The following is a 12,824-nucleotide window of genomic DNA, read 5'->3' as shown; positions in this document are numbered from 1 at the left end:
CTCTGCTCTCGAAGCGGACGAAGAGCCGCATACCGGACCGTTGGGAGAGACGCGGCATGATCCTGACACTGGCGCTGCTTGCAGGCCTCGTGCTGGCCTGGCTGCTGATTGGCGCTATCGAGACGTTTCGTCTCGACCTGCGCTTTACCCAGGCGCTACTCTATGTGCCGTTCAAGCTCGCCTACCGGATCGATGACCGGCGCATCCGCATTGCCCGCAACGCGCCGACGCCGGTGATCTATGTGGTCTCGCACCAGTCACGCTTCGAGCCGGCGCTGATGCTGTCGCTGCTGCCCGACGACACGCTGCACATTCTCGACGAGGCCTCGGCGCGCTCGCCCTGGATGGAGCCTTGGCGCGAGCTTGGCCGCACCATCGCCTTCAACGCCGAGCATCTCTTCGTCAGCCGGCGGCTGGTCAGGGTGCTGAAGGGTAAAGGCCGGCTTGCCGTCTATCTGCCCGATGACGTCGAGCCCGATGTGAAGACGTTTCGCCTGTTCCGCGCCGTCACCCGCATCGCCATGCAGGCCGACGCCCGCATCGTGCCGATCTTCGTCACCGGCTCGCGCGACCTGCCGGTTTCCTTGACGCCAAAGAACCGGGCGCCGCGCCACTGGTTCCCAAAACTCTCGATCAGCGTGCTGGAGCCAATGACGATTGCCGAACTGGTGGCGCGCAACCCCGACCAGGCTTCCAACACCAATGCGTTGTTCGACCGCATCGCCGAGGCGCGCCTTTATGGCAGCAACCTCGATCGCGGCCTGTTCCTGGCCATGCGCGATGCCGCGGATCGCACCGGCGCCTCGCATCCGATCATCGAGGATGTGATCAGCGGCTCGCTCAGCTATCGAAAAATGTTCATCGGCGCACGCGTGCTCGGCCGCCGTTTCGAGGCGGTGGCGGCGCCCGGCGAAGCGGTCGGGGTTTTGCTGCCCAACGCCAATGGCGTGGTGCTGTCCTTCGTCGGCCTGCTCTCGGCCGGCCGGGTAGCGGCGATGATCAACTACACGGCAGGGCCGGCCAGCGTCACGGCCGCGGTCCGCACCGCAGTTATCCGAACGGTGGTTTCCTCGCGCGCGTTCGTCGAAAAGGCGGCGCTTGCCGACATCATCGCCGCGGTCGAGGCCGGCGGCGCCAAGATGCTGTGGCTGGAGGATGTGCGCGCAAGCGTCACGACGCTGGAAAAGCTCGCAGCAGCGGTGCTCTGGCGGTTCCCGCTGCAGCGGCAGGATGCGGCCAAGCCCGCCGCAATCCTGTTCACCTCAGGCTCGGAAGGCACGCCCAAGGCCGTGGTGCTGTCGCATCGCAATCTCCACGCCAACGCCATGCAGGCTGAGGCGCGCATTACCATTTCGCCGTCCGACATCCTGCTCAACGTGCTGCCGGTTTTTCACTCTTTCGGCCTGACCGGCGGTACCATCCTGCCGCTGGTGACCGGGGTAAAACTGTTCCTCTACCCGTCACCGCTGCACTACAAGATCATCCCGGAGATCGCCCGCAAGGTGAAGCCGACCATCATGTTCGGCACCGACACTTTCCTCGCCAACTATGCCCGCACCGCCAAGGATGGCGATTTCTCCAGCCTGCGCTTCGTCGTCGCCGGCGCGGAAGCGGTGAAGCCGGAGACGCGGCGCGTTTATCGCGAGCGCTTCGATGCCTCGATCATCGAGGGGTTCGGATTGACGGAGGCCGCTCCCGTCGTCGCCGTCAACACCGCCATCCATGGTCGCGACGGCACGGTCGGACGGCTGTTGCCGGCGATGCGCATGAAGCTCGAACCGGTCGAGGGTATCGAGGGTGCCGGCCGCCTGTGGCTCGACGGGCCGAATTTGATGATGGGCTACATGACCGCTGACCGGCCCGGCGAATTGCAGCCGCTGGACGGCTGGCACGACACCGGCGACATCGTCTCGGTCGACCGCGAAGGCTTCATCACCATTCGCGGCCGGGCAAAACGCTTCGCCAAGATCGCTGGCGAGATGGTGTCGTTGGGCGCCGTCGAGATGCTGGTGCAGTCGCTGTGGCCGGAAGAGCGCCACGCCGCGGTGGCGGTGCCGGACAAGAGGCGGGGCGAGCGCATCGTGCTGGTCACCACCGCCGACGACGCCGATCCGGAAGAACTGCGCGCCTTCGGCAAGAAGGCAGGTGCGGCCGAACTGATGGTGCCCAACGACATCGTCAAGGTCGAGGAGATCCCGGTGCTGGGTTCCGGCAAGACGGATTATGTCTCGACGCGGAACCTGGCGATCGAGAAGCTGGGGCTGGGCCTGGCGGCTTAGCGTATCTCCCTCCTTGAGGGGAGATGGCCGGCAGGCCAGAGGGGGTCGCCTCGCGTGAAGCGCCGACGTCCTCTTCGCTCAAACGAGGTCGCGTCCGGGGCTACCGACCCCCTCTGTCGCCTTCGGCGACATCTTCCCCTAAAGGGGGGAGATGGCAACTACCCAATATCCGACGGCGGCACTTTTTCGCCCTCGCGCTTGGCGCGCTTCGAATACGCCCGCACGCTGAAAGGCAGGAAGATGAGATAGCCTGCGACAGAGGCGGTCAGCGTGTACCAGGGATAGGTCATCAACAGCAGGACGTAGAGAACGACCGCCAGGATGATCGGCAGCACCTTGTCGCCCGGCACTTTCAGGCTTTTGCCGGAATAGACCGGCAGCCGGCTGACCAGCAGGAAAGCGACCAGGACGGTGAAGCCGGTGGCGACGAAGGCCGTCAAGCGGTCGGGCTCGAGACCGAGCCGCAGGAACGACAGATAGAGCGGCAGCATAACCAGCACAGCGCCGGCCGGCGCCGGCACGCCGACGAAGTATTCGCTCTGCCAGATCGGCCGGTCATGGTCTTCGTCGAGCACGTTGAAGCGCGCCAGCCGCAGGCCACAGGCGATGGTGAACAGAAGGGCTGCGATCCAGCCGAATGAGCCGGCGCGGTCGAGCAGGAAGGCGTAGAGCACCAGTGCTGGTGCGACGCCGAAATTGACGATGTCGGCCAGCGAATCCATCTGCGCGCCGAATTTGGATGTCGCCTTCAACATTCGCGCCAGGCGCCCGTCTATGCCGTCCAGGAAGGCGGCGAGCAGCACCATCACCACGGCCGGCTCGAAACGGCCCTCGAAGCCGAAGCGGATGCCGGACAGGCCGGCGCAGATGGCAAGCACGGTGACCAGATTAGGCAGCACCATGCGCATCGGAATTTCGCGGATGCGCGGGCCGCCGCTGCCATGGGCCTCGAACTTTTTGAACGGCGCGCCCACCGCTTACGAAATCCTGACGAGCGGGGTTGCGGCGACGCCGCCGAATTCGGCGAGCACGGTTTCGCCGCCGACCGCCGTCTGGCCGACGGCGACGCGCGGCACCGCGGTCAACGGCAGGAAGACATCGACGCGCGAGCCGAAGCGAATCAGGCCAAAGCGTTCGCCGACGGCAATGGAGCCGCCGGTCTCGGCCCAGCAGACGATGCGGCGCGCCACTAGGCCGGCAATCTGCACGGCGACAACGATGCCGTTGGGACTGTCTATGACCAGCCCGTTGCGCTCGTTCTCCGAGCTTGCCTTGTCGAGTTCGGCATTGAGGAACTTGCCCGGCCGGTGCTCGATTTTGGTGATGCGGCCGCGCACCGGAGCGCGGTTCACATGGCAGGAAAAGACGTTCATGAACACCGAGATGCGGGTCATCTCGGTGTTGCCGAGGCCAAGCTCGCGCGGCGGCACGGCCGGGCCGACCGCCGAGATGACGCCGTCGGCGGGACTGACCACCAGCCTGTCATCGACCGGGGTGACACGCTCGGGGTCACGGAAGAAATAGACGCACCAGGCGGTCAGGATCAGGCCGATCCAGAACAGCACCGAGGAGAAATAGCCGAGGAACAGCGTGCCCGCACCAAAGGCGGCAATGAACGGATAGCCCTCGCGATGGATCGGAACGAAGGCATTCTTGATCGAATCGACAAGGCTCATCGGATGGGGCTCATGGGATGGGGGCGGTCCCTGTTTCAGGTCCGGCCTCAATACCGGAAAGGCTCCGCTGCCGCAACGCAACATTGGGCAAGGCCGCATCGTCCGCAGCCGGCAGGAACGGTGACGTGCTTGCCTGCCGCCGGCTTTGCCGCCAGAATTCGGGCCAACGCCGGCTGAACGCGCGGCGAAAAGGCCGACTGCCATGGCGCCAAATTCAGGCAAAACGTATCTTGTTGCCATACGATCGGCAGCCGTGGGTGCCGTTTGACCGTACTTGTGGCAGCGAGCGACCACGCAGTTGCGCAAGGCAAGCCATCCTTCGACTGCGCCAAGGCCGCCAGCTTGGCGGAAAAGGCCATTTGCGCCGATCCGGTCCTGGCGCAAGCCGATGCCGACGTCGCGAAGAATTATACCGCGCTGCTGAAGAGGCTCGATGCTCATGCCGGGAAGGCGCTGCGGGACGACCAAAGCGATTTCATCGCCTATCGCGATCAGATCGCCGGTTTCAACGAAAGTTCGCCCAAGAACCAACAGACTTTCGATCTCGGCGAATTCCTGCGCGACCGCGCAACCTTCCTGTCCGGCATACGCAAGCCCCCCGATGCAGGTTTGATCGGCACATGGAGCAACGTGCGCGGCAGCGTCGACATCAAGGCTGTTGGCGGAGGCAAGGTCGAAATCTCGGAAGATGTCGTTTCCAATCCAGTCTCGGGAAGTGGGTCATGCGAGATCGACGGCACGGTCGAGGAGCGCAACACTCTGCGGCTGGTCGACCGTGCCGTCGACAACGACAACCCAACCGGTTTTGTCTTCACCTTTCGCCGCAACGGCGATGCGCTTGCCGTCGAGCAGAGCGGCACCGGCAAGGACGACAGATCCGAGCCACCGTCATGCGGCGCCAACGGCCATGCCGATGGCACGTTCTTCCTGACTGAGAAAAAGTAGGCTTGCTGTCGCTAACCCGCCGCAGCGGAGCGATCAAAGTGGGCATTGAGCTCGGCCATAGCGGCCTCAGCGAGGCTTTCATCATCCTTGCCGCGCAAGAGCACACCGCCGTTCCGCAACGATTGAAAAAGGAAGACTTGGCCTGATGCCAGCACCACCCAATTCACGATTGCTCCTTCCTCCTTCTGCACCACCGAATTCGCAGAAACGATGGCATCCGTCGGGTCGAAGCCTGCCTTGCGGAGCAGGAGGTCGACGGCGGCGGGAGCATGGTATTGTTCCGCCAGCTCAATGACCGCTGTGATCTCGGGCTCTTCAGCAATGCCAAGCTTGGCGCCAACTTTCGGGGCGTTAGCCGCTAGCGGGCTCTCACCTTGCGGTATGACAAGCAACTCTTCTGGAGCGATGTACTCGTAGACCGTGACGTGTGTCTCCGTCGCACTGCATAGTCGGGTCTTCTTCGCGCTGGTCTGAAGTTGAAAAACCAGCTGTTTCTCTCCTTCTATGTTCAGCATCCTTGCCATGCCGAACGCGATTTTGATCTCGGGCGGCGCGATCTTGGCGCAGGCAAGGCCGGCCCCGACATCGCGCCAGCTCAAGATCATCTGGCCTGCCAAGTTGCCAACGGACTTATGAAGAAGCCTGCCTTCGCGCTTCGGATTGGCCATCACCAGCCGGTGTATGACGTCGTCGTAATCGTCACTATCGACAACTTGCAGATCAGGCCATGACGCGATCCAGCGCGCCAAAAGGTTTTCCATGGGCGCGGCCTCATCCGCAACGTAGAACGCATGATCAAGTGTATCGAGAAAATCATCCCGCCCGCCCTCGAAGCCCGTCTGCTGGGCGGCTTCGTTGGGATGGTCTGCAATCCAGCTGGACATCTTTTCCAAAGTCGCAAGCTGGCCCTTTGCGCCACAAGCAGTGAGTCCAGCTCGTGCGTTGGCAATCATGGCGCCGATTTCCTGCCCGGCATTGTGGATGAATTGACTATGGCCGCCGTTCTTTACCTCCGAAGAGTACGAGTCGGCATGAAGGACCTGCATCGCCTTGGTGTCGATTTCGGGATAACGATAGAGTCCTTTGGAAACCATCGCTGTGACGAATTGCATGACAGCGAAGACGAGAAAAAACGGCTCTTCATCAGGATCCTCGACGTTCGAACGCAGTACGACGACTGGCAACGGCAGGCCGAATTCCAACTGCTTTCCAGAATCTGATGCCGACTTCTCGGACGTTTTCTTGGATTTGCGGGAAAAGAAACCGAACATCGAAAATACTCTCTTGGTCGCAAAACTTGCGCGAACGGGTTATTTCCGACGCGACAATATCAGCTGCCCTCAAGGATTAAAGGCACTCTGATCCAGAGGCATCCGCACGATGGTTTGCCGAAATTGTCGACGGTGTCGGGGCGCCACAGATTCATACGTCCTTGGCAGGAAAGCGCTTCGCGACAATGCCGAATTGCGGCGAGTCGACAAACCAGGGTCAGAGATGCCATCCTCGAAATCAGTCGCCCTGAACGCCAAGGTCATTACAGAAGGCCTCGCTTTCGGAGAGTCTCCCCGCTGGCACGACGGACGCCTGTGGCTCTGCAACTGGGGAACCGGAGAGATCGTCGCGGTGGATGAGGACGGCGGGAACCAGGTGATGCTCACCGTGCCGGCCATCCTGCCCTATTCGATCGACTGGTTGCCGGATGGCCGATTGCTGATCGTCTCGGGTCGGGATGGCTTGTTGCTGCGGCAGGAGGCGGATGGAACGCTGGCCACCCATTCCGATCTTCGGTCGCTGTCAAACAGCCCGTGGAACGAGATCGTCGTCGACGGGCGCGGCAACATCTATGTCAATGGCGGCGGGTCGGCGCCTGCACCGGGCGAGCATTTCGGGCCCGGCACCATCGTGCTGATCACGCCGGACGGCTCGGTTCGACAAGTGGCCGAGAACATCGCTTTCGCCAACGGCATGGCGGTGACGCCGGACAACAGGACACTGATCGTGGCGGAGTCGCATGCCAACCGGCTGACCGCCTTCGATATCGCGGAGGATGGCGGGCTTTCCAACCGCCGGGTCTGGGCCGATCTCGATGGCTTTCCCGACGGCGTCTGCCTCGATGCCGAAGGAACTGCCTGGTATGCGGATGTTCCCAACAAACGCTGTGTGCGGGTGCGCGAAGGTGGCGAGGTGTTGCAGACAGTCGATGCCGATCGCGGCTGCTTTGCCTGCATGCTGGGCGGGCCGGATGGCACGACACTGTTCATCGTCGCCGCCGAATGGCGTGGTTTCGAGAACATGATCAGCGATGCCCGCACCGGCCAGGTGCTGAGCGTCGAGGCGCCAGCACCTGGCACGGGCTGGCCCTCCTACATCTCAGGCAGACGCTGATAGTTGGCGATATCGGCCTTCACACCCAGCCGGGCAATGGTCTCCTGCGGGTTGAAGCCCGCCCGCTCGTGGGCCGCCTTGACGATCGGCACGACATTGTCGACGGCCGCCTGGTTTTCCCATTCGACAATGGTGACCAGGTTGAACTCACCCGGACCCGAAAATTGCTCGAGCACGAAATCCTGGACGAAGCCTTGCTGCAGACGCAGCAGTTCATGAGTCGCCCTGACCTTGCGAAGGATTTCTTCACGGGCCTCGGCAGGAACGACGAATTTGTCGACCCTGAACACGGCTGCCTCGGCAAGTTTATCCATTTGAATCTGTCTCCGTTCTTGAACGACTTGGGTTCGGTGGCTCAGGAAAGGGTTTGCGATCTCAACTTAGGTTGAGGTCAAGGGGAAATTTTCGGTGGTGATGATGGCGACGACGCTGCGTATCTCCCCCCTTGAGGGGGAGATGGCCGGCAGGCCAGAGGGGGTCGGTTCGACTGGATGCGCCCCCCTTGCGACCGATGAAGGTTAGCGCTCCACGCGCAGTGACCCCCTCTGTCGCCTTCGGCGACATCTCCCCCTCAAGGGGGAGATTGGCGCTCCGCCGCCTAGTTCACCTCCGAAGTCCTTCTGCGCACAACCACACCCAACTCATCGCTCTCCCTGGCAATCCGAAGCCTCTCTTCGGCTTCCGTCGCCTCGCGCTGGCGATCCCACATCGAGGCGTAGAGGCCATGTTGGCGCATCAGCTCGGCATGGGTGCCGCGCTCGGCGATCTCGCCGTCCTTGAGCACAATGATCTCGTCGGCGGTGATCACCGTCGACAACCTATGCGCAATGACGATGGTGGTGCGGCCCTTGCTGACCAGGTCGAGGGCGGCCTGGATTTCCTGTTCGGTGTGGCTGTCCAGCGCCGAGGTCGCCTCGTCGAGCATCAGGATCGGCGGCGCCTTCAGGATCGTGCGGGCAATCGCCACGCGCTGCTTTTCGCCGCCCGACAGTTTTAGCCCGCGCTCGCCGACCATCGAGCGGTAGCCTTCGGGCAGTCGTTCGATGAACGGGCCGATCTGGGCAAGCTCGGCGGCTTTCTGCATGTCTTCCTCGCTGGCGCCGATGCGGCCGTAACGGATGTTGTAGGCGATGGTGTCGTTGAACAGCACGGTGTCCTGCGGCACCATGCCGATGGCGCCGCGCAGGCTCGCCTGCGTCACATCACGGACATCTTGGCCGTCGATCAGCACCTGACCGCCCTGGACGTCGTAGAAGCGGAACAAGAGCCGCGAAATCGTCGACTTGCCGGCGCCGGACGGGCCCACGATGGCCACCGTCTTGCCGGCCGGAACCTCGAAGGAGACGCCCTTCAGAATCTTGCGGCTGGGGTCGTAGGCGAAGTGCACGTCGCGGAACTCGACCTTGCCGGCTGTAACAGCCAGTGGCTTGGCATCGGGCTTGTCGGTGATTTCCTGCGGCACATCGAGCAGGTCGAACATCTGCTCGATGTCGGTCAGCCCCTGGCGGATTTCGCGGTAGATGAAGCCGATGAAATTGAGCGGCACCGAAAGCTGCATCAGCATGGCGTTGATGAAGACGAAATCGCCGACCGTCTGCGTGCCGGCCTGCACCTCCAGCGCCGACATGCACATGACGATGACGGTGCCGAGACCGAAGATGATGCCCTGGCCGAAATTCAGCCAGCCGAGCGAGGTCCATATCCTGGTCGCCGCCATTTCATAGCGCGCCATCGAACGGTCGAAGCGCTCAGCCTCCATACCCTCGTTGTTGAAGTATTTGACCGTCTCGTAGTTGAGCAGGGAGTCGATCGCCTTGGTGTTGGCGTCGGTGTCGCTGTCGTTCATGTCGCGGCGGATCGAGATCCGCCAGTCGCTGGCGCGAACCGTGAACCAGACGTAGAGCCACACCGTGGCCGCCACCACGACCACATATTTCCAGCCATAAGTGTAGGCGAAGATACCGGTGGTCAGCGCGAATTCGAGGATGGTCGGCGCCGTGTTCAGCATGATGAAGCGCACGATCGTCTCGATGCCCTTGGTGCCGCGCTCGATGATGCGCGACAGGCCGCCGGTGCGGCGCTCGAGGTGAAAGCGCAGCGACAGCTGGTGCATGTGAACGAAGGTGCGGAACGCGAGCTGGCGCACCGCATATTGGCCAACGCGGGCAAACAGCGCGTCGCGCAGCTGGTTGAAGCCAAGCTGCACCAGCCGCACGACATTGTAGGCGACGACCAGCATCACCGGCGCCAGCAGGAAGGATGGCAGCGGCGGCGGCGATTTGGCGTCACCGGCCAGAGAATCGGTCGCCCATTTGAAGAAGTACGGCCCGGCAACCAGTGTCAGCTTGGCAACGACCAGAAGCAGCGTTGCCCAAGTGACGCGTGCCCTGAGATCGGCGCGGTCGGCCGGCCACATATAGGGCCACAGATTGCGCAAGGTGCTGAAGGTCGAGCTATCGGAAACGGTTTTTTCTGCCACTTGTCTTGCCTTTTGGGTGAGAAATCAGCGGCCGGAGCAGCAGGAATTGACGAGTGCGGTCAGCGATGCGGAAACGTCGGCGAGCGCGGCGCGGTCGAGCTGATAGCGCGAGCGCTGGCGGTCGGGCTCGAAGCGGACCAAGCCTGCTTCGACCAGGATTTTCAGATGCTGGGAGACCGTCGACTGCGCGAGGTCGAGATGGTCGACAACCTCACGGCAGCAGCAGGAGCGGCTGGCCGACAGATGTCTAAGGATCTCGATGCGCGCCGGGTGCGAGAGTGCGGCGAAGCTCGCGGCAACGGCGCGGCTTTGGGGCGGTGCGCAGTTTGCGTGGTCTGGTTCAGTGAGCGAGTCTGCCATCGTTCATCGGCGATAGACGATGAACGGGTGCGTGGCAAGCTAACCCGATGGGTAGAGCGACCTAATCTCCCCCTCGAGGGGGAGATGTCGCCGAAGGCGACAGAGGGGTCGGTACGTCCTGACGCAACGTCGTTTGCAGCAAAGAGAAGGTCGGCGTTCTATGCGCGGCGACCCCCTCTGGCCTGCCGGCCATCTCCCCCTCAAGGGAGGAGATCAAGCGCTCGGCCGCTACTGCGTCTTCACCGGCGCCGTTGTCACCTGCTCGCCCATCGCCTTGAGGTCGGCGGCTTCGCCTTCCTTGGACTTTTCCGGAACCTTGAACACCTGCCCCGGCCAGATGCGGTCGGGATCGCTGATCTGGTCCTGGTTGGCGAGATAGATGGTCGAGAAGCGCACGCCGTGACCGTAGACGCGCCGTGAGATCCGCCACAGCGTGTCGTGCCTGCGGATGATCACCGCGCCGTCGGCATGTTCAAGCTTTGGCGCCACCGTCTCTGGCACATCGGGCGTTGCCGCCGCGACGACGGCTGGAACCTCAGCGGCAGGCGCTGCCGGTGCCGCAGGTGCCCCGGCAACCGCCGGGGCAGCCGGAGCCGGCGCTTCAGCCGCCGGTGCGGCTGGTGCGGACGCGGCAGCAGCTGGTGCGGGCTTCGCAGGGGCAGCCGCGATAGTGGCTGGCGCCGCAGGCTTCGGAGCGGCCGGTGCTTCGGCAGCAGCCGGTGCGGCCGGCTCAGCAGGCTTTGCTTCGGCGGGCTTGGTCTCGGTGGGCTTGGCCTCCGCGGGCGCCACGGCGGCGATCGCTTCGCCGGGTTCGCGCTCGAACGGCACGGCGGCGCGGGCCACGACCTTCACGCCGTCGGCGTCGAGACCGTCGACATGGATGGTGTAGCTGCCGACCGGGATGTCGCGCGTCGCCTCGACCAGGAAATGACCGTCGGGCGAGGTCACCGCATCACCAAGCAGGATATCGTTGGCATAGGCGCGCACCTTGCGGCCGGCGTCAGCCAGACCGGCGACGAAGATCTTGTTGCCGTCGATCTCGACCGCCTCGACGACGATCTTGGGTGCAGCCACGCCTGCCGCCGGCGGCGCTGCAGGTACTGCTGGCGCTGCAGGGGCAGTTGCGGCTTCCACAGCCGGAGCAGCAGGTGCTGTTTCAGCGGCCACGGCAGGCGCAGCCGTAGCAGGCGCCTCAGCGGCTGGGGCAGCGGCCTGATCGCCGGCGGCCGGTGCCGCGGGCTTGGTCTCAGGCGCCGGGACGCTAAGCAGCTCGGCCGGCTTGCCGGGTTCCTCGACCATCGCCAGCACCTGGCCGGCGGCGTCCTTGGGAACCGAAACGACGGCGGTCTGCACGGAAGGGGTAACCACATCGCCGGCCGTCGCGCGCAACGCAATCGTATAGTCGCCGGGCTTCAGCGGATCGTCGAGAACGATGACGAAGGCGCCGTCCGGACCGGCGACAGTCGAGCCAAGCACCGAGGAGCCGTTGAGGATCTCGATCTTCGAATTGGGCGCAGCATTGCCGGCAACGACGATCGAGCCGTTGCTTTCGACGCGCACGACGTCGAAGTTCGGCGCAACCGGGCCGGCCGCGGCCGGCGCTGGGGTTGTTGGGGCAGCAGCGGGCGCGGCAGGTGCCGCCGGAGCCGCAGCTTCGGTCGCGGGAGCCGTTGCGTCGGCAGGCGCGGGTGCTGCGGGAGCCTTGGCATCGGTGGGCGCGGCGGGCGCCGGCGGCAGCCTTCCCTCGGTCCCCGGATCGGCCAGCTTTTCAGCCGGCGGCGTCAGCGATGCAATCGCCGCAGGCGGCGTGGGATTCAGATACGGGTCGAGTGCGCCCGATACATAGGCGGTTCCGACGACCGCGACGGTCCCACCGGCCGCGAACAGAAACGCCTTCAATGGATTAACAGCCATATTTCCCCTACCCCTTAGCCACCTGAAGCCGGTCTAGCGTGTTTTGCCGGCACCGACAAGAAAAAGCCCGGGCTTGTCAGCCCTTGGGGCTTGACCCCGCATTCAGACCCAATCACCAATCACGAATGAACACGATTCGATCCGTCTGCGTCTATTGCGGCTCGTCTCCGGGCCGCGATGAAATCTATGCCAAGGCCGGGCACCTGCTTGGCCGCTCGCTCGCCAAATCCGGCCTGCGGCTGGTCTATGGCGGCGGCACCAAAGGCATTATGGGCGCCGTCGCCGAAGGCGCGCTCAAGGCCGGCGGCAAGGTAACGGGCATCATTCCGCGCTTCCTAATCAACAAGGAGGCGACCGAAACCGCGCTTGACCGGCTCGACGAGTTGCTGATCACCGACAACATGCACGAGCGCAAGCACAAGATGTTCGAGAAATCCGACGCCTTTGTGGCGCTGCCCGGCGGCATCGGCACGGTCGAGGAAATCGTCGAGATCATGACCTGGGGCCAGCTCGGCCATCACCGCAAGCCGATCGTCTTCGCCAACGTTCAAGGGTTCTGGGATCCGATGCTGGCGCTGCTCGACCATATGGCCAGCGAAGGCTTCATCCACACCGCGCAACGGGTCAAGCCGCTGGTGGTCGAAGACCCCGAGGCCATCGTCGCCGCCATCATGGTGGCGGGGTCGTCGGTCGATGCGCCGACGGAAGGCGTGCAGTCTGTAATTGACAAGATGTGAGGACGAAGCCGGACTTGGCGCAGGCGGCCAGAATAGAGCCCGGTTGGTG

General features: G+C 63.7%; 11 protein-coding genes. 4 read left to right on the top strand and 7 right to left on the bottom strand.

Going from position 1 to position 12,824, the window contains the following annotated elements; genetic code table 11:
- Window positions 1-56: 56 nt before the first annotated feature.
- Window positions 57-2,279: an AMP-binding protein gene (locus NLY44_RS01175; protein WP_023805676.1), complete on the top strand. Its 2,223-nt coding sequence runs from the start codon at window positions 57-59 to the stop codon at window positions 2,277-2,279.
- 158 nt (window positions 2,280-2,437) lie between these two features.
- On the opposite strand, the gene pssA is transcribed toward NLY44_RS01175, so the two are convergent.
- A complete protein-coding gene (pssA, locus tag NLY44_RS01170; RefSeq protein WP_023672701.1) occupies window positions 2,438-3,253 on the bottom strand; it encodes a CDP-diacylglycerol--serine O-phosphatidyltransferase in 816 nt (271 codons plus the stop codon).
- A gap of 3 nt (window positions 3,254-3,256) precedes the next feature.
- Window positions 3,257-4,039, bottom strand: a complete 783-nt coding sequence (locus tag NLY44_RS01165) for a phosphatidylserine decarboxylase (RefSeq protein ID WP_280791026.1) — start codon at window positions 4,037-4,039, stop codon at window positions 3,257-3,259.
- Between the two features lie 180 nt (window positions 4,040-4,219).
- Between NLY44_RS01165 and NLY44_RS01160 the strand changes: the two genes are divergently transcribed.
- Window positions 4,220-4,900: a lysozyme inhibitor LprI family protein gene (locus tag NLY44_RS01160; protein WP_198028989.1), complete on the top strand. Its 681-nt coding sequence runs from the start codon at window positions 4,220-4,222 to the stop codon at window positions 4,898-4,900.
- 11 nt (window positions 4,901-4,911) lie between these two features.
- Here NLY44_RS01160 and NLY44_RS01155 read toward each other — a convergent pair whose 3' ends face one another.
- Window positions 4,912-6,171 (bottom strand): DMP19 family protein, encoded by a 1,260-nt coding sequence (locus NLY44_RS01155; protein ID WP_023805679.1) that lies wholly within the window; start codon window positions 6,169-6,171, stop codon window positions 4,912-4,914.
- A gap of 223 nt (window positions 6,172-6,394) precedes the next feature.
- Between NLY44_RS01155 and NLY44_RS01150 the strand changes: the two genes are divergently transcribed.
- Complete coding sequence (locus tag NLY44_RS01150; protein WP_023703212.1) at window positions 6,395-7,285, top strand: SMP-30/gluconolactonase/LRE family protein; 891 nt, start codon at window positions 6,395-6,397, stop codon at window positions 7,283-7,285.
- On the opposite strand, the gene NLY44_RS01145 is transcribed toward NLY44_RS01150, so the two are convergent.
- The 4 genes from NLY44_RS01145 to NLY44_RS01130 all read right to left on the bottom strand — a co-directional run bounded on the left by NLY44_RS01145 (window position 7,264) and on the right by NLY44_RS01130 (window position 12,038).
- A complete protein-coding gene (locus NLY44_RS01145; RefSeq protein WP_023685667.1) occupies window positions 7,264-7,599 on the bottom strand; it encodes an antibiotic biosynthesis monooxygenase in 336 nt (111 codons plus the stop codon). The two genes, NLY44_RS01150 and NLY44_RS01145, sit on opposite strands and share 22 nt — an antisense overlap.
- A 284-nt stretch (window positions 7,600-7,883) precedes the next feature.
- A complete protein-coding gene (locus NLY44_RS01140; protein ID WP_286456484.1) occupies window positions 7,884-9,764 on the bottom strand; it encodes an ABCB family ABC transporter ATP-binding protein/permease in 1,881 nt (626 codons plus the stop codon).
- Window positions 9,765-9,788: 24 nt separating this feature from the next.
- On the bottom strand, window positions 9,789-10,124 hold the full coding sequence (locus NLY44_RS01135) for an ArsR/SmtB family transcription factor (protein WP_023805680.1): 336 nt from the start codon (window positions 10,122-10,124) through the stop codon (window positions 9,789-9,791).
- Window positions 10,125-10,352: 228 nt separating this feature from the next.
- A complete protein-coding gene (locus tag NLY44_RS01130) occupies window positions 10,353-12,038 on the bottom strand; it encodes a LysM peptidoglycan-binding domain-containing protein (protein ID WP_286456481.1) in 1,686 nt (561 codons plus the stop codon).
- A 125-nt stretch (window positions 12,039-12,163) separates the two neighbouring features.
- Between NLY44_RS01130 and NLY44_RS01125 the strand changes: the two genes are divergently transcribed.
- Entirely contained in the window at window positions 12,164-12,775 is a 612-nt protein-coding gene (locus NLY44_RS01125) for an LOG family protein (RefSeq protein ID WP_023805681.1), read from the top strand.
- Window positions 12,776-12,824 lie beyond the last annotated feature (49 nt).

The organism is Mesorhizobium sp. C089B, from assembly GCF_030323125.1.
Classification (GTDB): domain Bacteria; phylum Pseudomonadota; class Alphaproteobacteria; order Rhizobiales; family Rhizobiaceae; genus Mesorhizobium.
Note: the sequence above shows the minus strand (reverse complement) of the source record. Positions and strands in the feature narration are given on the sequence as shown.